Source organism: Methylobacterium sp. GC_Met_3 (assembly GCF_026540775.1).
In the GTDB taxonomy this organism is placed as follows: domain Bacteria; phylum Pseudomonadota; class Alphaproteobacteria; order Rhizobiales; family Beijerinckiaceae; genus Methylobacterium.
The window spans coordinates 633,843-656,458 of record NZ_JALNUL010000001.1 but is presented as its reverse complement, the minus strand read 5'-3'; the positions used below and the strand labels follow the sequence as shown (position 1 = coordinate 656,458).

General features: G+C 70.3%; 19 protein-coding genes. 8 read left to right on the top strand and 11 right to left on the bottom strand.

The features are described from left to right. Positions 1–42: 42 nt before the first annotated feature. From clpS to OXS27_RS03160, 4 genes are all read left to right on the top strand, one after another. On the top strand, positions 43–396 hold the full coding sequence (clpS, locus tag OXS27_RS03175; protein ID WP_243925255.1) for an ATP-dependent Clp protease adapter ClpS: 354 nt from the start codon (positions 43–45) through the stop codon (positions 394–396). A gap of 38 nt (positions 397–434) precedes the next feature. After that, positions 435–2,921 (top strand): ATP-dependent Clp protease ATP-binding subunit ClpA, encoded by a 2,487-nt coding sequence (gene clpA, locus OXS27_RS03170; protein ID WP_243925164.1) that lies wholly within the window; start codon positions 435–437, stop codon positions 2,919–2,921. Positions 2,922–3,012: 91 nt separating this feature from the next. Further along, positions 3,013–3,297 (top strand): hypothetical protein, encoded by a 285-nt coding sequence (locus OXS27_RS03165; RefSeq protein ID WP_267354244.1) that lies wholly within the window; start codon positions 3,013–3,015, stop codon positions 3,295–3,297. A 47-nt stretch (positions 3,298–3,344) separates the two neighbouring features. After that, positions 3,345–4,643, top strand: a complete 1,299-nt coding sequence (locus OXS27_RS03160) for an FAD-dependent oxidoreductase (protein WP_267354243.1) — start codon at positions 3,345–3,347, stop codon at positions 4,641–4,643. A gap of 337 nt (positions 4,644–4,980) precedes the next feature. On the opposite strand, the gene OXS27_RS03155 is transcribed toward OXS27_RS03160, so the two are convergent. After that, the gene (locus OXS27_RS03155; RefSeq protein ID WP_267354242.1) at positions 4,981–8,418 is read right to left on the bottom strand and encodes an SbcC/MukB-like Walker B domain-containing protein; all 3,438 of its coding nucleotides are present in this window, start codon (positions 8,416–8,418) and stop codon (positions 4,981–4,983) included. Positions 8,419–8,583: 165 nt separating this feature from the next. Between OXS27_RS03155 and OXS27_RS03150 the strand changes: the two genes are divergently transcribed. Continuing rightward, on the top strand, positions 8,584–10,260 hold the full coding sequence (locus OXS27_RS03150; protein WP_267354241.1) for a methyl-accepting chemotaxis protein: 1,677 nt from the start codon (positions 8,584–8,586) through the stop codon (positions 10,258–10,260). Between the two features lie 9 nt (positions 10,261–10,269). Here the strand turns inward: OXS27_RS03150 and OXS27_RS03145 are convergent, their stop codons facing one another. The 7 genes from OXS27_RS03145 to OXS27_RS03115 all read right to left on the bottom strand — a co-directional run bounded on the left by OXS27_RS03145 (position 10,270) and on the right by OXS27_RS03115 (position 16,096). Next, positions 10,270–10,896, bottom strand: coding sequence for a DUF4194 domain-containing protein (locus tag OXS27_RS03145; protein ID WP_267354240.1), 627 nt, complete (start codon positions 10,894–10,896; stop codon positions 10,270–10,272). Beyond that, on the bottom strand, positions 10,889–12,259 hold the full coding sequence (locus OXS27_RS03140) for a Wadjet anti-phage system protein JetA family protein (protein WP_267354239.1): 1,371 nt from the start codon (positions 12,257–12,259) through the stop codon (positions 10,889–10,891). Before OXS27_RS03140 ends, OXS27_RS03145 begins: the two co-directional genes overlap by 8 nt. Before the next feature lie 35 nt (positions 12,260–12,294). After that, the gene (locus OXS27_RS03135; protein ID WP_243925185.1) at positions 12,295–12,711 is read right to left on the bottom strand and encodes an FKBP-type peptidyl-prolyl cis-trans isomerase; all 417 of its coding nucleotides are present in this window, start codon (positions 12,709–12,711) and stop codon (positions 12,295–12,297) included. Between the two features lie 323 nt (positions 12,712–13,034). Beyond that, a complete protein-coding gene (gene coaBC, locus OXS27_RS03130; RefSeq protein WP_267354238.1) occupies positions 13,035–14,255 on the bottom strand; it encodes a bifunctional phosphopantothenoylcysteine decarboxylase/phosphopantothenate--cysteine ligase CoaBC in 1,221 nt (406 codons plus the stop codon). Between the two features lie 44 nt (positions 14,256–14,299). Beyond that, a complete protein-coding gene (locus OXS27_RS03125) occupies positions 14,300–15,025 on the bottom strand; it encodes a di-trans,poly-cis-decaprenylcistransferase (protein WP_243925189.1) in 726 nt (241 codons plus the stop codon). A gap of 77 nt (positions 15,026–15,102) precedes the next feature. Next, entirely contained in the window at positions 15,103–15,492 is a 390-nt protein-coding gene (locus OXS27_RS03120; RefSeq protein ID WP_267354230.1) for a transcriptional regulator, read from the bottom strand. Continuing rightward, entirely contained in the window at positions 15,479–16,096 is a 618-nt protein-coding gene (locus OXS27_RS03115) for a hypothetical protein (RefSeq protein WP_243925256.1), read from the bottom strand. The genes OXS27_RS03120 and OXS27_RS03115 overlap by 14 nt, the downstream gene beginning before the upstream one ends. 308 nt (positions 16,097–16,404) lie before the next feature. On the opposite strand from OXS27_RS03115, the gene uvrB reads away from it, so the two are divergent. After that, on the top strand, positions 16,405–19,149 hold the full coding sequence (gene uvrB / locus OXS27_RS03110) for an excinuclease ABC subunit UvrB (RefSeq protein ID WP_267354228.1): 2,745 nt from the start codon (positions 16,405–16,407) through the stop codon (positions 19,147–19,149). Between the two features lie 18 nt (positions 19,150–19,167). Here uvrB and OXS27_RS03105 read toward each other — a convergent pair whose 3' ends face one another. Next, a complete protein-coding gene (locus tag OXS27_RS03105) occupies positions 19,168–19,374 on the bottom strand; it encodes a hypothetical protein (protein WP_267354226.1) in 207 nt (68 codons plus the stop codon). Positions 19,375–19,528: 154 nt separating this feature from the next. On the opposite strand from OXS27_RS03105, the gene OXS27_RS03100 reads away from it, so the two are divergent. Next, a complete protein-coding gene (locus OXS27_RS03100; RefSeq protein ID WP_243925197.1) occupies positions 19,529–20,062 on the top strand; it encodes an ankyrin repeat domain-containing protein in 534 nt (177 codons plus the stop codon). A gap of 2 nt (positions 20,063–20,064) precedes the next feature. Here OXS27_RS03100 and OXS27_RS03095 read toward each other — a convergent pair whose 3' ends face one another. Next, entirely contained in the window at positions 20,065–20,406 is a 342-nt protein-coding gene (locus OXS27_RS03095; RefSeq protein WP_243925199.1) for an addiction module antidote protein, read from the bottom strand. 10 nt (positions 20,407–20,416) lie between these two features. Further along, positions 20,417–20,710: a type II toxin-antitoxin system RelE/ParE family toxin gene (locus OXS27_RS03090; protein WP_267354223.1), complete on the bottom strand. Its 294-nt coding sequence runs from the start codon at positions 20,708–20,710 to the stop codon at positions 20,417–20,419. 148 nt (positions 20,711–20,858) lie between these two features. Here OXS27_RS03090 and OXS27_RS03085 point away from each other — a divergent pair, with 148 nt between their 5' ends. Further along, positions 20,859–22,589, top strand: coding sequence for a PQQ-binding-like beta-propeller repeat protein (locus OXS27_RS03085; protein WP_267354287.1), 1,731 nt, complete (start codon positions 20,859–20,861; stop codon positions 22,587–22,589). Positions 22,590–22,616 lie beyond the last annotated feature (27 nt).

The following is a 22,616-nucleotide window of genomic DNA, read 5'->3' as shown; positions in this document are numbered from 1 at the left end:
ACGCACATGACTCAGGTCCCCCTACAGGGCACCGCACGTTCGATGGGGATTGCGCGGCCGGTCACGGCCTCTGGCTCGCGCGCGCCGGGCGGCGACGACCGGTCCAACACCGCGATCATCACCCGCACCAAGACCCGGACGAAGCGACCGAGCCTCTACCGGGTCCTGCTCCTGAACGACGACTACACGCCGATGGAATTCGTCGTGCTGGTGGTCGAACGCTTCTTCAACAAGAGCCACGAGGACGCCTACCAGATCATGATGCACGTGCATCAGAACGGGGTCGGCGAGTGCGGGGTGTTCACCTACGAGGTGGCGGAGACCAAGGTGACGCAGGTCATGGACTTCGCACGCAAACACCAACATCCTCTCCAGTGCGTTATGGAAAAAAAGTAGGCGCCGTTCGCGGTAGGCACGAAGGACAGAGGCCAGCTTTGCCAAGCTTCTCACGCAGCCTAGAACAAGCTCTCCACCGCGCCCTGGCGCTCGCGGGAGAGCGCCGGCACGAATACGCGACGCTGGAGCACCTCCTGCTCGCCCTCGTGGACGATCAGGACGCGGCCGCGGTCATGCGCGCCTGCAACGTCGAGGTCGACACGCTCAAGCGGAGCTTGATCGACTACGTCGACACGGAACTGTCCAACCTCACCGGCGACGGCCGGCAGGACGCCAAGCCCACGGCCGGGTTTCAGCGGGTGATCCAGCGCGCGGTGATCCACGTCCAGTCCTCCGGCCGCGAGGAAGTGACCGGGGCGAACGTGCTGGTGGCGATCTTCGCCGAGCGCGAGAGTCACGCCGCCTACTTCCTGCAGGAGCAGGACATGACCCGCTACGACGCGGTCAACTACATCAGCCACGGCATCGCCAAGCGCCCCGGCGCTTCCGAATCGAAGCCGGTGCGCGGCGCCGAGGAAGAGGGGGCTGCGGAGCGTCCGAGCGACGACGGCGATCCCCGCGGCGCCAAGAAGAAGGGCGACGCGCTGGACGCCTACTGCGTCAACCTCAACAAGAAGGCCCGCGACGGCAAGATCGACCCGCTGATCGGCCGCCATACCGAAGTCGAGCGCACGATCCAGGTCCTGTGCCGCCGGCAGAAGAACAACCCGCTGCTGGTGGGCGACCCCGGCGTCGGCAAGACCGCGATCGCGGAAGGGCTCGCACGCAAGATCATCCAGCACGAGGTGCCGGAGGTCCTGGCCGATGCGACCGTGTTCTCCCTCGACATGGGCACGCTGCTCGCCGGCACCCGCTACCGGGGCGACTTCGAGGAGCGCCTCAAGCAGGTGATGAAGGAGATCGAAGCGCACCCGAACGCGATCATGTTCATCGACGAGATTCACACGGTGATCGGTGCCGGTGCGACCTCGGGCGGGGCCATGGACGCGTCGAACCTGCTCAAGCCCGCTCTGGCCTCCGGCACCCTGCGCTGCATCGGCTCGACCACCTACAAGGAGTACCGCCAGTACTTCGAGAAGGATCGCGCCCTGGTCCGCCGCTTCCAGAAGATCGACGTCAACGAGCCGTCGATCCCGGACACGATCGAAATTGTGAAGGGGCTGCGCCCGTATTTCGAGGAGTTCCACAAGCTCAAGTACACGACCGAGGCCGTGAAGGCCGCGGTGGAGCTGTCGGCCCGCTACATCAACGACCGCAAGCTGCCCGACAAGGCGATCGACGTGATCGACGAGACCGGTGCCTCGCAGATGCTGGTGCCGGAGGCGCGCCGCAAGCGCGTCATCGGCATCAAGGAGATCGAGGCGACCATCGCCACGATGGCGCGGATCCCGCCCAAGACCGTCTCCAAGGACGACGCGGTGGTGCTCCAGCATCTCACCGAAAACCTGAAGCGCGTGGTTTACGGCCAGCCGAACGCGATCGAGGCCCTGACTTCGGCGATCAAGCTGGCCCGGGCCGGCCTGCGCGACCCGGATAAGCCGATCGGCTCGTACCTGTTCGCGGGTCCGACCGGCGTCGGCAAGACCGAGGCCGCCAAGCAGCTCGCCTCGTCGCTGGGCGTCGAGATGCTGCGCTTCGACATGTCGGAATACATGGAGCGCCACACGGTGAGCCGCCTGATCGGCGCGCCCCCCGGCTATGTCGGCTTCGACCAGGGCGGCCTGCTCACCGACGGAATCGACCAGCACCCGCACTGCGTGCTCCTGCTCGACGAGATCGAGAAGGCGCATCCGGACCTGTTCAACATCCTGCTGCAGGTGATGGACCACGGGAAGCTGACCGACCACAACGGCAAGCAGGTTGATTTCCGCAACGTCATCATCATCATGACCACCAACGCGGGCGCCTCGGACCTCGCGAAGTCGGCCTACGGCTTCACCCAGACGAAGCGCACGGGCGACGACGTGGAGGCGATCAACAAGCTGTTCGCGCCGGAATTCCGCAACCGTCTCGACGCGATCATCTCTTTCGGCCACCTGCCGAAGGAAGTGGTGGCGAAGGTGGTGGACAAGTTCGTGCTTCAGCTCGAGGCGCAACTCGCCGACCGCAACGTCACGATCGAGCTCTCCGACGAGGCCCGCGCGTGGCTGGTCGAGCATGGCTATGACGATGCCATGGGGGCCCGCCCGATGGCGCGGCTGATCCAGTCGACCATCAAGACGCCGCTCGCCGACGAGGTGCTGTTCGGCAAGCTGAAGGATGGCGGCGCGGTCCGGGTGATCGTGCGCAAGCCGGAGGACGAGGAGGCCAAGGCCGGTGCCAAGGACAGCCTGGGCTTCGAATTCCCGGCCGGTCCCGTGACGCCCAAGCCGGAGGCCGACGTGACCAACGCCGCCAAGCGCCACAAGCGGGCCAAGCCCCGCACCGCGACGCGGAAGAAGACGCCCAAGGACGACAAGGGCGGCGGTGGCGGCTCGGGCGGCGGCGTCCGGACCGTGCCGAAGGTGCCACTCGTGCGCGCCTAATGGTGTGCATGCCGGCCGGCGGCCTTCCAGACTAGGAATTGCCGGTCTATGACCGCCGCGACGCGACAGCGCCGCGGCGAGGAGGCGTCCGATGACCGACAACCTGCACGAGGGTCCGCTCTCGCCCGTCGCGCAGACGGCACCGTCCAGGAAGCCGACCTGGCGGGAGGAGCGGCGTCTGCGCCGCCGCCGCCGGAAGCGCGGTGAAGAGATCCTGGCCTGGTTTCTCGTGCCGCTGATCTGCGTCGGCCTCTACCTGGGCGTCAGTGCGGGATTCAGCTTCTTCGGGACATCGCCGGGTCAGGTCTGGGACCAGTTGATGCAGGTCAAGGCGATGATGGAGAAGCGCTCCAGTACCCCGGGCGCGCGAGGCTAGAGCCAGCCCTCCGTTCGCCGGCTCCGGGGTCTGATCGAGGAGCCGCCATGCAACCGACCCGACGCGCGCTTCTCGCCGCTCCGCTGCTCGCGGCCCCGGCGCTTCGCACGGCGGCGAGCGGCGGCAGCGTGGTGGTGGTCGGCGCCGGATCGGCGGGTCTGGCGGCGGCGTCTCGCTTGCGAGCTGCGGGCCAGAGCGTCACGCTCCTGGAGGCGCGGGACCGCATCGGCGGCCGGGCCTTCACCGATACGGCCCTGGGTCCCGACTGCCCGTTCGACGCCGGCGCCGAGTACATCCACTGGGCCGAGCGCAATCCCTGGGCGCCGATCGCCCGGGCGGCCGGCGCGCGGTTCGCCCGCGAGGACGGCTGGGCGCGCACCCTCACGATCGACGGCCGTCCCGCCACGGAGCCCGAGCAGGCCGCCCGCCGGGCGGGGTTTTCCGGTCTCGACGCGCTGCTGCAACCGAAGGGTGACGACCTGTCGCTCGCCGAGGCGGCCCGGGCCGGCGGTCCCGATACCGAACGAGCTGCGGCGGGCCTGAGCCGGCTGTCGCTCGGCGAGGATCCCGAGCGGGTCTCGGCGGTCGATTACGACCGGCTCTGGTCCGGAACCGACCTATGGGTCGACGGCTACGGCAACCTCCTCGCGCGCCACTTCGCCGACCTGCCGGTGATGCTCGGCTGCCCAGTTCAGGCGATCGACTGGTCAGGGCCGGAGGTTCGCGTCGAGACCGCGCGGGGAACCCGATCGGCGGCGGCCGTCATCGTCACGGTGCCAGTGGGCGTGCTGCACAGCGGCGCCTTCCGGTTCACGCCCGGCCTGCCCGAGCCTCACCGGACGGCGCTCGATGGGCTGCACATGGGCGCCTACACCAAGATCGGCCTGCGCCTCGACCCGGCCAAGATCGATCCGGCGGCGTTCGGGGATGCAGTCTCGATCGCGACCGGCGGCCCGACTCTGTATTTCGAGATGGGCCCGTTCGAACGGCCCCTGGCGGTGGCCAATCTCGGCGGCGACGGCGCCCGCGACCTATGCCGGGCCGGCGAAGCGGCGGCGGTGGCGTTCGCCACTGAGCGCCTGAGCGCGATCCTGGGCGGCAAGGCCCGAGGCGCGGTGCTGGCGGGACGGCTCGCCGCGTGGTGGACGGATCCCTACGCCCACGGGTCCTATTCCATCGCGGCACCGGGCCACGCGGAGGCGCGCGAGCGCCTGCGCGCACCGGTGGGCGGCCGGGTGTTCCTCGCCGGGGAGGCTCTGGCCGGCGGCGGCGCTATGACGGTCGGCGGCGCAACGCTGGAGGGCGAGCGTGCGGCGCGGGACGTGCTCAAGGTGCTGGGAGCGTGATCGGAGCGAGCGCGTCCGGGTCTCTCCCTCTCCTCTCTGCGGACTACCAGATTTCCATTTCGGCTCCGGCGATTCCGCTTCAGGATCGGGCGCGGGTCCCCTCGCCCGTGCGGGAGAGGGACAGGGTGAGGGCGCAGAACTGTCCGGAAGAGGCGCACCCTGACCGCGCGTCGCTGGCGCGCTCGATCCTGAACCTTCTCGTCCCTCACCCCAACCCTCTCCCGCACGGGAGAGGGGGCCTGTCGCGCTTTGTCATCAGAGACACACCGCAAACATGTTCAGGCCATAGCCACACGGGGAGGAGAGAGCGTCAGCCCCGAGGGGTAGGCGCCCCACCTCACTCAGCCGCGTCCGCCTGCCGAAACCCCTCGATCCCGATCTGATCGGGGTTGATCGCGTGCAGCGCCCGCCGGGCCGCTTCCAGCGGGTGCTCGGCCTCGATCCGGACGGAGGTCAGGTCCGGACTCTTGTACACGGTGACGATGGTGTCCATCACCTCGGTGAGCGTCGTGCGCTTGTCCTCGGGCGCGGCGATCAGGAGTTGTAGGCCCCAGGCCCGGTAGAGGTCGACCAGCGCCTGGCTGTTGCGCACGTCGAGCTTCGAGAAGGCCTCGTCGAGGAGGCAGAGACCCAAGCCCGGATTCTCGTCCCCCGGCCGGTCGCCCGGATAATAGGCACTGGCCAGCGAGGCCGCGATCGCCACGTAGAACGGCGCCTGCGCCTCACCGCCCGAGCCGCGCAGCGCCCGGGCCGACATGGTGGTGCGGTTGCCCGCCCGGTCGCGCATGCCGATCTCGTACACGAAGTAGTTGCGGTAATCCGCCAGCCGGGCCGCATCCTCCTCGCCGGCGATGAGCGCGGTGATTTCGGCGAGGGCCGACGCCATCGGGCCCTCGGTGGCGCCGTCGAGCAACGCCTGCGCGGCCTCGGGCGAGCGTGCGGTCTCGGTGGCGAGCGCGTGGACGGCGGCGTAGCGGCGGTCCACCGCCGCCTCGAACGCGTAGGTCTGGCCCGTGAAGCTGCGGGCCGAGAGCCGCTCGTTCAGCGCCTCCAGCCGGGCGTGGACCCGCTCGAACCGGTCGGCGAGGCGAGTCAGAAGATCCTCGGTCATCAGGCGGCGCATCTCGACCTCGGCCCGCTCGGCCTGGGCCCGGTAGCGCCGCAATTCGTGGCCTTCGACCGCCTCGTATTCCCGCCGAACCCAGGCGAACCCGTCGATCGCCGGCGCGTCGCCCTGGTTGAGCGGGTTCTCGACCCGCCACGCCGCGCAGGCCTCCGCCAATTCCCGCTCGGCGACCCGCCCGTGCGAGCGGGCCGCCTCGGCGGCCTCCTTGGCGAGCCCGCGCTCGAAGGTGGCCCGGGACCCGGCGGCCTTGGCGTCGAGGCCCGCCAGTGCGCCCCGGGCCTCGGCGATCACGCGCAGATCGAACACCTCCGAGCGGGCGAGGCGGACCCGGGCGGCGTCGCCGCCCAGGACCTGGCGCAGAGCCGCGCGCCGGGCCGCCAGCGCCGCGCGCGCGGCCTCGCGCATGGTCACCAGCCGGGCGCGGAGCGCCGCCTCGTCGGCCAGCAGGCGGTCCAGCTTCGGCTCCAGCTCCTCCGATAGCTCGCGCAGATAGGCGACGCGCTCCGTCGTCAGCGCGGCGATCTCGGCGGCGAGCCCGGCGGTGTCGCGCTTCTCGATGCCCTCGCGCTCGGTCTGGAGGGTGCGCCGCCGTCCGTCGAGACCGTCGAGTTCGGCGCGCAGCGTGTCGATGTCGTCGAGGCCCCGGGCGATGCGCGCCCGGATCGCCGCGGCGGTGCGGGCGGCCTCGCGCAAGACCGCCGCCTCGCCGCGCAGGCGTCGCGCCTCCGCGACCGCGGCCTCGTGGACGCGTCGGCTGTCGACCGTGGGCCCGCGATGGCCACGCGTCATGAGCAGATCGACACTCCGCGTCACCGAATACGCCATGCCGGCGGTGGTCCGCCCGCTCGGCGCCACGGCCCGGGCGAGGCGGGCGAGTTCCGAATCATCTTTGGCGAGATCGTAGCCGCCGAGCCGCACCCCCAGGAACGCCTCCGCGTGCGGATCGCGGGTCTCGATCACCGTGAGCGGGCCGTCATCGTAGCGGCGGGCGCGCTGCTTGGCGGTGTCGGTGGTCTTGACCAAAATGCAGCGGTGGAACCGGTCGCGCCCCCCCTGGAGCACGCCCAAAGCCTCGTGGAGCCGGTCGGGTGCCACCACCAGGGCCTCCCGGGCGCGCCCGAGCAGCCCTTCCAGCGCCGGCCCCCAGGTCGGATCGACGATCTCGGCGAGTTCACAGATTGGCAGGGCGTCGATACCGCGCCGCTCCAGCTCGCCGCGGAACGCCACCGTGTCGGAGGACAGGCGCGCCGCCGGGCCGGCGCCAGTGCGGGGCGCGGTGCGCTCGGCCTCGCTCTCCTGGGCGCGGGCCTTGAGGGCCGCATCTTCGGCGGCCCGCTCCAGGATCTCGTCGAATTCAGGCAGCCGCGTCAGCCCGTCGATCAGTTCCGCCAGGGGGCCCTCGGGGCGCAGGATTTCCTCGGGGGGCGATTCCCGGCGCAGGCCGGCGCGGGCGCAGGATTCGGCCAAGCGTGCCGCCTGCGGGCAGCCCTGCCGCAGGAGCGGGGCGACGGGCTGGAGCTTGCCCATCTGGCTGATGAGCGCGACGAGGTCGGCGATCCGGCCCGCCAGCTCCTTCCGGTCGCGCTCCAGCATGGAGAGGCCGAGCGTCGAGGCGGCGAGCCGCCCCTCGGCGACGCTGGCGGCGGCGAGCGCCTTCTTCTCGGCGATCTCCCCGTCGATGTCGCGCACGAAGCCGCGGCTCGCCGCCACGCGCTCCCGGGCGATGCGCAGGGCGTCGCCCCCCTCGCGCAGGCGCAGCCGGACCGCGACGAGGTCGAGGCTGCGGCGGCGCAATTCGGCGGAGGCCGCCCGCAGTTCGTGCGCCGCCGTATCGAGGATCGCCTCACTCCAGGCCTCGTAGCGGTCGCGCAGGCGCCGCAGGCGCGCGAGCCGGCTCTCCAGCTCGCCGATGGTCTCCAGCAGCCGGCGCCAGTTGGCGACGGACTGGCGGACGCGGTCCACGTCGAGCGGCTCCGGCTCCAGCACGAAGGCGCGCACGAAGGCGCTGGTGTCGAAGATCGGCTTGAACGCCACCGCGTTGGCGAAGCTGCGCAGGAAGTGCCGCGGCTCCGGCGCCGGCGCGCCCTCGCGCAGGGTGGCCAGCACATCGGCCGTGAAGCGCTCGCCGGAGGTCCGGTACTCGGTGAAGCTCGACGCCCGGGCCCGCAGATCCCCGGCGATCTCGCTCCAGGGGGCTGTGTAGGTGCCGCCGGGGGCGGTGCGGGCGTAATCGGCGATCTCGAACCGGTGCCCGACCGCGATGAAGCGCGACAGGACCGTCTCCTTTGGCTCGACCGCCCGGGCCGCGAGCGCCAGCCCGACCGTGACGATCCGGCCCGAGGCCGGGTTCTCGAACACCAGCGCCAGCACGGTCTCGCAGGATTCGCGGGTCGGCCGTCCGCCCTCCGCGGGGTCGCTGATCCAGCCCAGGCAATAGTCCCGCACCGTGCGGGCGCTGCGGCCGGACGCGGAGGCGTTCAGCGCGAGACGGCTGGCGTTGTTGCCGGCCAGCACCGTGCCGACCGCGTCGAAGATCGTCGACTTGCCGGCCCCGGTCGGCCCGACCAGGGCGGCAGCGCCCCGCAGCCGGATCTGCTCACGGCGGATCAGATACCAGTTCGCGATGGCGATATCGGTGAGGACGTACACGATGTCGGGGCCGGGGCGGAGAACGATCGGTTCAGTTGGCCGGACTCGGCCGCGTATGCAAGCCGGTGACAGAGGCCGCGGCGCCTCAAGTTCTGCGCGAACCGCCAGCTTGCTCGGACCAGCACCCCCGGTATCGTTGCCGGAGGCTAGAGAACTGACAAGAACATGCCCACAAACATCAAAACAAAACTCAGCAGCCTGTTCCTGTTTCTGCTTATCGCAGCTGCGATACAAGGCGGAATGACGATCACTCGAATGAAATTCGTCGACCATCAATTGACCGAACTGCTCGACAGGGCGATGCCATCTTTGGAGGCGGCGGAAACCATCAGCGCGCTGACTGTCAAGGCGCGTCTGCTGCAGGTGCGGGTCGCCACGGCGGACACGGAGGCCGACCGCGATGCGGGCCGCGCGGCGGTGGAAGACATGCTGAAGGATCGGGCCGCACGGGTCGAAGCCTACAAGGCCCGGATCGTCGCGCCGGACGAGCAGGCGCTCTTCGACACGCTGATCGCCAAGCTGAAGACCCAGACCTACGACTGGGATCGGTTGCGCGGCATGAGCCTTGGCCAGCGCGAGGCGGCGATGTCCTATTACCGGGGCGCCATGAACGCTCATTACCAGGACGCGTCGAAGGCCGCGCATGCGCTGGTGGAGCGGCATGTCCGGACCGTCGAGGAGACCAGCCGAGCCGCCCGGGAGAGCCAAGCCAGCGCGGTCACGACGACCGTCGCGATCCTGGCCGGCATGCTGGTGGTCGGGCTGGGCGCAACGCTCTATGCGCTGCTCGGGGTCTCGCGGCCGATCACCGTGATGACCGACGCCATGCGCCGCCTTGCCGGGGGCGATGCGGATTCAGCGGTGCCCTATGCGGCGCGGCGGGACGAAATCGGCGCCATGTCGGCCGCCGTGCAGGTCTTCCGGCAGAACCTGATCCAGACCCGCGCCCTGGAGGCCGAGGCGGCCCGTAGCCGCGCGGAGGCCGAGGGAGAGCGCCGGCAGGCGATGCGCGACCTCGCGGAGCGGTTCGAAACCGCCATCGGCGGCATCGTCCGCACGGTCACGGCCGCGGCGACGCAACTTCAGGCAACGGCCCAGGCCCTCACCGCGACGGCGACCCGGACGGCCGACCGCTCGGGCGATGCGCGCATTGCCGCCGCGGAGGCCGCCGCCAACGTCAACACCGTGGCGGCGGCGGCCGAGGAACTCGGATCCTCGGTGGATGAGATCGGCCGTCAGGTGGTGGCCTCGGCGGATCTGGCGCAGGTCGCTGTCCGCGAGGCGGCCACGACCACCGACCTGGTCCAGGAGCTGAGCACCGGAGCCCGGACGATCCGGGAGGTGGTGACGCTGATCGCGGAGATCGCCGGGCAGACCAACCTGCTGGCCTTGAACGCCACCATCGAGGCGGCCCGGGCCGGGGATGCCGGCAAGGGGTTCGCGGTGGTCGCCGCCGAGGTGAAGCAGCTCGCCGAGCAGACCGCGAAGGCCACCGGGGAGATCAGCCGGCAGATCGGCCAGATCCAGGGTTCGACCGATCACGCCGTCCGGGCCATCGACGGCATCGCCAGCCGGATCCGCGAAATCAACGCCACGGCGACCACGATCGCCAGCGCGGTGGCTCAGCAGGGCGCGGCCACGCAGGAGATCGTCCGCAACGTCACCCAGGCGGCGTCCGGGACCGACATCGTCACGGCCAACATCACGGAGGTCGCCGGCGCGGCCGACGAGACCGGCGCAGCGGCCGGGCAGGTGCTGAGCGCGGCCTCCGAGATGGCCGAGCAGGCCGCCCGGCTCGGGTCCGAGGTCGAGCAATTTCTCGCAACCGTTCGGGCGGCCTGATCGGGTGGGTCAGGCCTCGCCGGCCTCGGACCACGCCCGCAGGCGCTCCAGCCACGCGTCCGAGGCCAGCACCGCCACGCCGGGCAGGAGCGACAGCGGCGTCACCCGCTCGACCCGGTCGCGCTCGCCCAGTCGCAGGCCACCGCGCCTTGCGTAGAGCCGCAGGATGTCGGCCAGTCGGCCCTCCTCGGGGGGCTCGTTGCGGGCGACCGTCCGGATTTTTTCCACGATCTCATCGGTGGTGCATTCGACGATCCCGTCCGTGCCGACCCGGTGGTCGCGCAGGCCCTCCTCGTAGAGCAGCCGCAGCGCCAGCAGCACCAGGGTCTCGTCCTTGCGCAGGCGCTCCGACATGATGTCGTGGCGTGGCGCGTCGGCGGCCGGGCTCAGGGAGACCATCTGATCCCGGTGCGAGACCGTCAGCGCGTAGCCCAGGCAGGCGAAATAGTCGGTGAAGAACGGCGCGTAGTGCCGGGCGAGTTCGTAGGAGCGGCCGATATTCGGGGTGTCGGCGTAGATCACCTGTCCCTTCAGCAGGACCTGGAGGGCGCGGCTGAGTTCCTCGGCGTCCGGCGCCCGGGCGCCGGGGGGCGCAGGCTCGTCGCCGTCGATGATGGCGCGGAATCCCTCAAGCACCGGGGCGGCGCTCCAGCACGAAATCCGGGCAGTCGAGCCAGCCATTGGCCACGCGCTCGGTCAGGCGGCTGACGGCGTAGCGCTCGCCGAGCCGCGCATCGAACAGCACGTCGATCTCACGCAGGCGCTGGAACACGATGAAGTCGTCGACGTCCTTGATCGCGATCTCGGAGCCGCGCAGCCGGATCGCCTTGCCGAGCCGGGCTTCCACGAAGGCCGTCATGCCCTCGGGCGTCACCGTGGTGCGGCGGCGGAACTCCGCCTTGGCGGCCGCGAAGGCATCGATCACGGGATCGTCCTCGATGTCGGGCAGGGGCTCCATGTCGATGGCGAGCTTGCGGGCGCGAGGCGTCTGAAGATGCGCGTGGCCGATCGGCGGGCGCAGCAGCGACACGTCGGCCGGCACGTCGGGGGCGATCTCGGCGCCGCCGACGGCCCGGAGCATCGCGGCGGCCCGCTCGACGCCGCCGGGGTTCGGCCGGTCCATAACGTGGAGCGCCGCGGCGATCCGGCGCTCCAGCCGCGCCACCACGGCATCGACCGCGTCGAGGTGGTTGTCGAGCCCCTCGAACACCGACAGGATCTGGGCGAGGTCGGCGCGCACCGCCCGCTGGGCAGCGTCGAGATCGGGGCTCCGGCCCTCGCGGATCAGGCCCTCGGCGAGCGCCCGGACCGTGAGGGCGTCGCGGAGCGCCCGCCCGGCCTCGCGGACCACGCTGGCGCGGAAGCGGAACGGGTTGAAGCGCGTGTGCAGCGTCCGGTAGTCGCTGATCAGGTGGCGCTCGACGAAATCCTCGAAGAACAACCGGAAGGTCTTGGCCCGGTCGGGCTCGCGCAGGATGCGCTCCTCGACCTTGCGCATCCCGGCGGCGAGGCCGCGCACGTGGGCCAGAAAGGCCGCCGAGGCCCGGGCGGCGTTCGCCAGGGCCTCGGACCGGCTGCCGGGATCCGAAAGGGCGCTCTCCAGCCCGCCCAGCACCTCCAGCACGGCGCCGCCATACGAGCGGGTCTCGCCCCGTTCGAGCCGCGACAGCTCCTCCAGCAGGAGCCGCGCCTCGGGGTCGAACTCCACCACCGGCACGTAGCGCTCACGGCGCTCGATCAGCCAGCCGGTGTCGAGCAGGCGCCGGTAGAGCGCGGTGCGGCGCTCGGTCGGATCGGCGGAGATCGGCTCGTCGCCGCTGACCTCGGGATCGCTCCAGCCGGCTGCGAAATCGCCGATCTCGGCGAGCAATTCGGCCTTGCGCACCGGCTCGGCCCCGAGGACGCGCCGGTGCAGGTGCAGCAGGAGAGCCGCGTTGAAGCCGCGGCTCGGGGCGGCCAGCGGCTTGAACAGCTCGTCGGGCAGCTGCGCGAACAGCATTCTCTTGGGACTCTCGCCGTCGCGCAGCGGTGACGTTACTTCGCGCCGAGGAGCTCGACGTCGAAGATCAGCGTGGCGTTCGGCGGGATCACGCCGCCGGCGCCCCGGGCGCCGTAGCCGAGCTGAGGCGGGATGATCAGGGTGCGCTTGCCGCCGGTCTTCATGGTGGCGACGCCCTCGTCCCAGCCCTTGATCACCTGACCGGCGCCGAGCGGGAAGCTGAAGGGCTGGTTGCGGTCGCGGGAAGAGTCGAACTTCTTGCCCTTCTTGCCGCCCTCATCGAGCCAGCCGGTATACTGGACGGTGACCTGCTGGCCGGCCTTCGGCTCAGGTCCGGTCCCGACGACCTCGTCCTGGTACTTCAGCCCGGAGGGCAGGGTGACAGTCTCGGCAGTTGCAGCTGTGCTCATGGCGATCAACGCGGCTCCGGCGATGAGGGTCAGGCGAGGCATGGTTTCTCCCTGGAGCCGGCGCCATGCGCGCCGGCCGTCGCCGCGCCTTCTAGCGACTCGCAAAGGTTGAGGCCAGGGCAGCCGCTTTTCCAGGGCGCAGTGCGGATCGCCGCGCACCGCCGCCTTTTCCCGGACAGGTGCAGCGCAGCGGAACCGGATCCGGGATCGAGCACCAAAAGCGCCGCGCAAGCGGCCCGGGTCGATCCAGATCGACGCTTCGCGACGTCTTGTGCTGGCTCCCGGGTCACATTCCGCTGGTGCTGTATGTACCCGGGAAAGGGACCGGTGCATTCGAATCTGCCATGAGCCTCGGAAAAGGGGCCTCACCCCGCCAACATCCCGGCGAGATAAATCACCAGCCGCCGAGCGACCTCGTCCTTGCCGAGGCGCGGCCAAGTCTCCACCGCGCCGTCCCGGTGGATCAGGTGAACCGCGTTGTCGGACCCGCCCATCACACCGCTCTCCGCCGAGACGTCGTTGGCCACGATCAGGTCGCAACCCTTGCGGGCGATCTTGGCCCCGGCATGGTCCAGCACGGCGTCGGTCTCCGCCGCAAAGCCGACCACGAGGGGCGGGCGCCCCGTGGACCGGCGGGCGATCGTGGCGAGGATGTCGGGATTCTCGGCGAGCGGCAGCGGCGCGGGGCCGATGCCGTCCTTCTTGATCTTCTTGGCGCCGGCCTCCTGCGCCGGGCGCCAATCCGCCACCGCGGCGGCGAAGATGGCCAGATCGGCCGGCAGCGCCGCCTCGACGGCGTCCAGCATCTCCCGGGCGGTCTCGACCCGAATGACGGCGACACCCGGCGGATCGGGGATCGCTACAGGCCCTGAAACCAACGTCACGGCGGCACCGGCCCGCGCGGCGGCTTCCGCGATGGCGTGGCCCTGGCGGCCGGAGGAGCGGTTGGCGATGTAGCGCACCGGGTCGATCGGCTCGTGGGTCGGGCCGGAGGTTACCAGCACCCGGCGGCCCGCGAGGGGCCGATCGACGCCCACCCCGAGCATCCGCTCCAGGGCGTCGGCGATCTCGTGGGGCTCGGCCATGCGGCCGGGGCCGGTCTCTGGCTCCGCCATCCGGCCGGCATTGGGGCCGACGATATGGACGCCGTCGCCCTCCAGGGTCGCGCGGTTGCGGCGAGTCGCCGGATGCGCCCACATCTGCACGTTCATGGCCGGCGCGATCAGGATCGGCAGGGTCGTGGCCAGCAGTATGGTGGTGGCGAGGTCCGCCGCATGGCCGCCCGCCATCCGGGCCATCAGGTTGGCGGTGGCAGGCGCCACCACCACGGCATCGGCCTGCCGGGCTAGCTTGATATGACCGATCTCGGCCTCGCTGGCGCGGTCGAACAGGTCGGTATGGGCCCGCTCGCCGGCCAACGCCGCGGCGGCCAGCGGCGTCACGAATTCCTGCGTCCCCGCGGTCAGGACCGGGCAGACGCTGGCGCCCCGCTCGCGCAGGCGCCGGATCAGGTCGAGGGCCTTATAGGCCGCGATACCCCCGCCGATGACGAGGAGGACGCGACGGTCGGCGAGGGTCTCGTTCATAGCGGAAACCCTCTGCGCGGCGCGACGCGCGCGTCAAGCGCCGCTCAGGCCGCCGCGGGGACGGCTGCCGTCTTCAGGCCACCGAACCGGCGCTCCCGGCTCCGGAATTCCGCCATCGCGGCGGCGAGATCCTCCGGGCCGTAGTCCGGCCACATCCGCTCGGTGAAGTGCAGCTCGGCATAGGCCGCCTCCCAGAGCAAGAAGTCGGACAGGCGCTGCTCGCCCCCGGTGCGGATCAGCAGATCGACCTCGACCGGCGAGCCGTGCATCGGGCCGGCCACGAGCGCGCCGAAATCCTCGCGTGTCACCGGCTCCTGCTCCTGGAGGTGCCGTGCCGCCGCGATGATCGCGTCGCGGGCGGAATAGTCGACGCAGATCCGCAGGTGCAGGCGGCGCCCCGCTTCGGTGGCGGCCTCCGCGGCCGTGATCGCCTCCGGAATGCCCGCCGGGAGCCGATCGCGGCGGCCCACGACGCTGAGCCGTGTACCGGTGCGGGCGAGCCTCTGGGTCTCGTTGCGCAGATAGGAACGCAGAAGCCGCATCAGACCGCCGACCTCTTCGGCCGGGCGCTGCCAGTTGTCGGCCGAGAAGGCGTAGAGGGTCAGCGTGCCGATCCCGAGATCCGGGCAGGCCTCGGCGGTCCGCCGGATCGCCTCGACGCCGCGGTGATGGCCGGCGAGCCGGGGAAGGCCGCGCTGCGTCGCCCAGCGCCCATTGCCGTCCATGATGATCGCGGCGTGCAGGGCCTTCGGCGCCGCCTCACTTTGCATCGTAAAGTCTCCCGGCCAGAGCGTATCGATGGAGTTTATCAGGGCGACATTAACAGTCTTGGAACGGTGTAACGGTCTCACGCCGGTTTCGTGGCCGGATCGAGGCCGCGCCGGCCCGATTCCGGGCCGGACTCGGCGGCCTCCGCGGCGTCGCGGACGACCTGCTCCAAGACGCCGAGATAACCAATGAAGCGCTGCCGCCCGTTCGCGGTCAGCCGGCACACCGTCTGCGGGCGGTTCTGCGACAACCCCTTCTGCAGCGTGACGAAGTCGGCCTCGCTCAGAACCGCGAGGTGCCGACTCAGGTTGCCGTCGGTCAAGCCGCACAGCCGCTTCAAATCGGGGAAGGGCAGCCCCTTGGGGTGGGCCACCAGGGAGGTCAGCACGGAGAGCCGCGCCCGCTCGTGGATGATCCGGTCGAGCCCCTCGTAGGAGAAGCGGCCTACGTCGCGATCAGAGGCCATCATCGTAGGCCCGGGCGCCGTAATGAATGACCGCAGCCAGCCAGATCTGACCGACCAGGAAGGGCAGGCCCATGGCCCAGGGTGAGAGGACGCGCGTCTCTGCCGAGAAGGCCAGCACGCCCAGTCCGGCGAGCAGATACCACGCGCCCACGCCCTGAACGCCGCGCGGCAGGATCCGCGCCGAGGCGAACAGGCCAAGGCCGACCAGAACCTGCCAGAGGCCCGGCAGCATCCAGACCTCCTGAGGCGCGAACCGGGCGATCACCAGGGCGAGGCAGGCCCCCGCGCCGGCCGCCGGCAGGAAGACCTCGATGGCGTTCCACACCATGGCGTCGGCGAGGCCGGAATGCAGGCGGCGTGTCCGCCGCACCGCCTCGATGCCGATCATCGCGAAGGCCGCCAGAGCGGCCGCGACCCAGAGACCGAAGAACAGGCCGGTCCGGACCGCCGGATCGCCGAGCCACAGGGCCTGGCCCGCCGCGCAGGCCAGCGCGAGCCCGCCGGTGCCGGCGACCGTCGCCGCCCCCACGCCGCGAAACGCCGTATCGCGGGCGATCTGCGAGCGGATCGCCACGATGTCGGCCAAGGCCTTGTCCAGGTCCTGCATCCGCCTCACGCCCCGGGCTGCGCCGTACTTGATCGTGCTTTGCACCGCAAAGTAACGGCCCTTGCAATCCGTCGCAAGCCAATTCGACCGGCTCAACGGCCGGTTTTCCAAACATGAGATTAGCGAAGCGATCCGAAAATAACGCGAAAACTACCTGACGGTTGTATTCCGATGATCTCTTCCGGGATGAGCGGCAGCGCACCGGGAATCGGACGGTTCCTCCGGGCCCCGGCCGATCGGGCGCGGCGCGGCAAAACTCTCCGGCCAACAGGCTTCCGCGCGGCGGCCGCCCGGCCCATATTGGGCTCATGCCTGCTCCGAAGAAATCGCGCGCCGCGTCCGTGTCGAGCACGTCCGCCAAGGCGTCGAAGCCCGAGTTGAAGCCGCTCGACACCTATCTCGCCGCGTTGCTGAACCCGGCGCTCAACCGCAACAGGCCGGCGCCGATCGAGGCGCCGCCTGAGCCGCCCGCGCGCCCGGGCAAGCCCAAGGGGCGCGGCGGCAAGGGCGGGACTCCGCAAGCCGCCACGCGCCGGGCGGAGATCGCCCGCGACGGCTTCGCGGAGGCACCGCAGGCCGGCTACGCGCTGGGCGATGCCGCGGATGTCGATCCGCGCCTCGCACAGGCCCTCGGACTGATACCGCCCGAGGACGGGCCAGCGCCGGAGGGCGCCGACCTGCCCGATCCCGGCGGCGATGGCGGCGCTTCGGCGACGGTCTCGGCCCTGGAGCGGCTGCTCATCGAGGGCAACCCGCTGTTCAAGGACGGCCAGACCTGGGTGCCGCACCGGCCGGATCGGCCGCAGAAATCCGAGGGCGGCCTCAGGTTCACGCTGAAATCCGAGTTCACGCCGGCCGGCGACCAGCCCAGGGCCATCGCCGAACTGGTCTCCGGCGTGCAGGCCCATGAGCGCGATCAGGTGCTGCTCGGCGTCACCGGCTCGGGCAAGACCTTCACGATGGCCAAGATCATCGAGGAGACCCAGCGCCCCGCCCTGATCCTGGCGCCCAACAAGACGCTGGCGGCGCAGCTCTACGGGGAATTCAAGTCGTTCTTCCCCGACAACGCCGTGGAATATTTCGTCTCCTATTACGATTACTACCAGCCCGAGGCCTACGTGCCGCGCTCGGACACGTTCATCGAGAAGGAATCCTCGATCAACGAGCAGATCGACCGGATGCGCCACTCCGCGACCCGCGCCCTTCTGGAGCGGGACGACGTGATCATCGTCGCCTCGGTCTCGTGCATCTACGGTATCGGCTCGGTCGAGACCTACACGGCGATGTCGTTCACCGTGTCCCTCGGCGAGCGGATCGAGCAGCGCCAGCTGATCGCCGATCTCGTGGCCCTGCAGTACAAGCGGATCCAGTCCGATTTCGCCCGCGGCACCTTCCGGGTACGCGGCGATTCGATCGAGCTGTGGCCGGCCCACTTGGAGGATCGCGGCTGGCGCATCGGCCTGTTCGGCGACGAGATCGAGAGCATCGTCGAGTTCGACCCGCTCACCGGCAAGACCCTCTCCGAACTGAAGTTCGTGAAGGTCTACGCCAACTCGCACTACGTCACGCCGCGCCCGACGCTGCAGCAGGCGATCAAGGGCATCAAGAACGAGCTGAACGGCCGGATCGAGGAGCTGACCAAGATGGGCCGGCTGATCGAGGCGCAACGCATCGACCAGCGCTGCACTTTCGACATCGAGATGATCGAGGCCACCGGCGCCTGCAACGGCATCGAGAACTATTCCCGCTATCTCACCGGGCGGAAGCCGGGCGAGCCGCCACCGACGCTGTTCGAATATCTGCCCGACAACGCGCTCGTTTTCACCGACGAGAGCCACGTCACGGTGCCGCAAATCGGCGGCATGTACCGGGGCGACTTCCGCCGCAAGGCGACGCTGGCCGAATACGGCTTCCGGCTGCCCTCCTGTCTCGACAACCGCCCGCTCCGCTTCGAGGAGTGGGACGCGATGCGGCCGATGACGGTCCACGTCTCGGCGACGCCCGGCAAGTGGGAGATGGAGCAGACCGGCGGCGTGTTCGCCGAGCAGGTGATCCGCCCGACCGGCCTCGTCGATCCGGTGATCGAGATCCGCCCGGCGCGCTCCCAGGTCGACGACCTGCTGGGCGAGGTGCGCGAGGTGGCGCAGGTCGGCTACCGGACGCTGGTCACTACGCTGACCAAGCGCATGGCCGAGGATCTGACCGAGTACCTGCACGAGAACGGCGTGCGGGTGCGCTACATGCACTCCGACATCGACACGCTGGAGCGGATCGAGATCATCCGCGACCTGCGGCTCGGCGCCTTCGACGTGCTGATCGGCATCAACCTGCTGCGCGAGGGCCTCGACATCCCGGAATGCGCCCTGGTGGCGATCCTCGACGCCGACAAGGAAGGCTTCCTTCGTTCAGAAACGTCGCTGATCCAGACCATCGGCCGCGCGGCCCGCAACGCCGATGCCCGCTGCATCCTCTATGCGGACAACATCACCGGCTCGATGGAGCGGGCGATGGCCGAGACCGAGCGCCGCCGCGTCAAGCAGCTCGCCTACAACACGGAGCACGGCATCACGCCGCAGAGCGTGAAGCGCGGCATCGCCGACATCCTGAGCAGCGTGTTCGAGCGCGACCACGTCCAGGTCGATACCGGGCTCGCCAAGGATGCGGTCACGATCGGCCATAACCTCAAGGCCGTGATGGCGGATCTGGAGAAGCGGATGCGCACGGCCGCCGCGGATCTCGACTTCGAGGAGGCGGCCCGCCTGCGCGACGAGCTCAAGCGGCTTCAGGCGACCGAGCTGCTAGTCTCGGACGACCCGATGGCCCGGCAGGGCGACGTGGAGCGCGAGGCCGGCAAGTTCGGCCGGAAAGCCCCGCGCGGGGCAGGGGGCAGCCGCATCACCAAGCCCGACCTCGACAATATGGGCCCCGGCACCGACCGCGAGATGCCGGCCAACGCGGTACCGTGGCAGGAGCGGCCCAAGCCTCGTTCGACCCAGGGGCTCGGCGGCCAGAAGCCGAAATACAAGGGCGGCGGCGGTCGCAAGCGGGGCTGACCGGCCGCCTCCGCGGCCTCAGGCGGCCTCGATATCGCGGTGCCGGGCAGCCTCCGACGCATCCATGATGGCCTGCGCGATGCAGGCTACGAGGGCATGGCACGCCTCGTCATAGGCATGGGGATCCGCCCGAACGGCTGCCTCCGCGATATCGCCTACCCGGTCCCGGGTGATCTGGCGCGCGAGGCGCAGCGCATCGGCATAGGGCTCATAAGGACGGGGCATCGTCGCTCCGGAAAAACCGGGCCGTCACGGGCCGAGTGGCCGCTGCAACGAACAGCGCAGCCCAACAGTTCCCAGCACGGGTGGACGCGGATGACGCACCGGCCCGGATCGGCCCAAGACCTTCAAACCTCGAAACCATCCCAGCGAAGACGCGATGACAGCCGAGACCAACGCACGCCCCGCCCTCGACGACGACACCCTGGCCTTCGCGGCCCGGGTCTTCCAGTACGCCCGGATGGGCCACGCCGAAGAGCTCGCGGAGCTGTTCGGCCAGGGGCTGCCGGCGAACCTGCGCAACGACAAGGGCGACAGCCTGCTGATGCTGGCCGCCTATAACGGGCAGGCCGAGGCGACCCGGGTGATCCTGGAAGCCGGCGGCGACCCGGAACTCGCCAACGACCGCGGCCAGACCCCGCTCGCCGGCGTGGCCTTCAAGAACGATCTGGCGATCGCGCGGCTGCTGCTGCAGCACGGGGCCACGGTCGATGGCACCGGCGACGGCACCCGCACCGCCCTGATGACGGCGGCCATGTTCGACCGGACCGAGATGGTCGACCTGCTGCTCCAGCACGGGGCCGACCCGGACCGGCGCGACGGCTCCGGCCAGAGCGCCGCCGACATGGCCCGGGCCATGGGCGCGCAGGCGACGCCGGGTCAGCTCGACGGGGCGGCGCGGCCGGCAGGGTGAGCTCAGCCGGGATCGACCGGTGCTTCGTTGTTCGGCACGACTGCAAGGCTGAAGCCGAGCGCGGCGACAACCCGCTGCACGGTCTCGAGACTCGGATTGCCGGTTTGCGAAAGGGCCTTGTATAGGCTCTCGCGCCCGAGGCCGGTGGCTTCGGCGACGGCCGACATGCGTCCGGCGCGGGCGACATCGCCCAACGCCCGGCGGAAAGCCGCCGGGTCCTTCTCTTCCAGAGCGGCTGAGAGGTAGGCAGCCGCATCCTCGGGCGAGCGGAGATGCAGCGCGATTTCGAAGGGCCGCGTCGGGGTCTTCGGAGGGGACTCGGAAGGGGACTCAGAAGCCGCCATGGGCATATCCTCAAACCGTCAATGCGAGTTCACGGGCCCGCGCGATATCGCGCGATTGGCTACCCTTGTCGCCGCCGCACAGCAGGATCACGATCGTGCCATCGTCCCGCTGGACGAAATAGATGCGGTAGCCCGGACCGCTATCGATCTTCATCTCGCTGACCCCGCCACCGACAGGAGCGACCGTCCCTGGGTTGCCCTCCTGGAACCGAACGATCCGCCGGAGGATTCTCGCTCGGCCGACGCGGTCGCGCAGGCCTTCGATCCACTGATCGAAGAAAGCCGTCGTCACGATCCGCGGCACTTGGAAAGTATCCCATAAGATACGTCTCGCCACAAAGCCATCAACGCCGAAGCGGGCGATCGTCCAACGCCGGCACGGGCAGCCGCGCGAACCCTGGAGATGAAACGCCGTGCCTCATCACGCCATCCTGAGGGGTAGGGGATGCTACCTGGCTTGCCTGGCGCTGTTCGCCACGCCGCTCGCGGCTTCCGCCACCGAGACGCCATGGCCAGCCTTCGGACATGATTCCAGCAACCGCAATTTTTCCGAGCTGACCCAGATCGACCGCGATTCGGTCGCTCGCTTACGCCCCGCCTGGATCTTCCAGACGGGCGTGACCGGCTACTTCCAGGCCCAGCCCGTCATGGTGGACGGGACGCTCTTCCTCTCCACCACGCAGAACAACGTCGCGGCCCTCGACGCGAAGACCGGCAAGCCGCTCTGGACCTACACCCACAAGCCGCGCACGGAAAAAATCTTCGGGCCGCCGTCCAACCGCGGGCTCGCGGTCTCCGGCGGGCTCGTCTTCGAGGCGACCATGGACGGGCGGCTGATCGCGCTGGACGCGAAGACCGGCACGATGGTCTGGGACAAGGAGGCGGTCCGCCCGGAGGAGGGCGAGACCGAGACCGCCTCCGGCCTGGCGGCCACACTCGGCGGCAAGCCGGTGCAGGGGTCGAGCCGGCTCGGCTTCAAGATGCCGCCGCTCGTCGCCGACGGGCTGGTGATCGTCGGCGTCACCGGCGCGGGCTACGGCCTCCATATCGAGGATGCGGCGGGCGGCCTCGACGGCGGCGCGGTGGTCGGGATCGAGGGCGGCTATGGCCGACGCGGCTGGCTCGCCGCCTACGATGCCAAGACCGGGGAAGAGCGCTGGCGCTGGTACGTCACACCCTCGGAGAGCTGGGAGGGTGGCTTCGTGGAGAAGACCGCCGACGGCACGCCGCTCCACCGGGACATCGCCGCCGAGAAGGCCGCGGCCCCCGCCAACCGCGACGCGTGGCGTGTCGGCGGCGGCTCACTCTGGATGACACCGGCCTACGATGCCGATCTCGGCCTGATCTTCCTCGGCACCGGCAACCCGGCACCGCAGAATTTCGGCCTGTCGCGGCCGGGGGACAACCTCTACACGATGTGCCTCGTCGCCCTCGACGTGAAAACGGGCAAGCTGCGCTGGTACCATCAGCAGGTGCCGCACGACGAGTGGGGCTACGACGTCGCCGCGCCGCCCTTCCTGCTCGATGGCCCGAACGGCACCAAGGCCGTGGCCTCGGCGAGCAAGACCGGCTGGATCTACGTCCACGACCGCGCGACTGGGAAGCTGCTGGAGCGCTCGGCGCCGCTCCTCGACCAGAAGAACCTGTTCGCGCCGCCGACGCCGCAGGGCACCGTCGTGGCGCCCGGGCCCCTCGGCGCGGTCTCGTGGCCGCCGACCGCTTATGACGGGCGGCTGGCCTACGTGCAGGTCCGCCACGGAGCGACGACCTACACGGTGAAGACCGTGCCGGCCGCCGCGGGGCGGCCGGAGATCCGCTACACCGAGACCGGCGAGGCCAAGGGCGAGCCGTCATTCAGCACGCTCACCGCCGTCGATCTCAACGACGGCGGCAAGATCGCGTGGTCGGTGCGGTCGGCGAGCCGGCTTTCGGGGGGTACTTTGGCGACCGCGGGCGGCCTCGTCTTCTCCGGCGAGGAGGATGGAAATCTGGACGCCCACGACGCGCGCGACGGCCGCGTGCTCTGGCGATTCCAGTGCGGCGCGGGGATCAGCGGACCGGCCATGACGTACGCGCTCGACGGCAAGCAATACGTGGCGGTGGCGGCGGGCGGCGCGTCCTACACCAAGGCGTCGGGCTTTGGGACCGGCGACGCAGTGCTGGTCTTCGCACTGCCCGATTGACCACGGCCGAGCTTGACCGGAAGAATT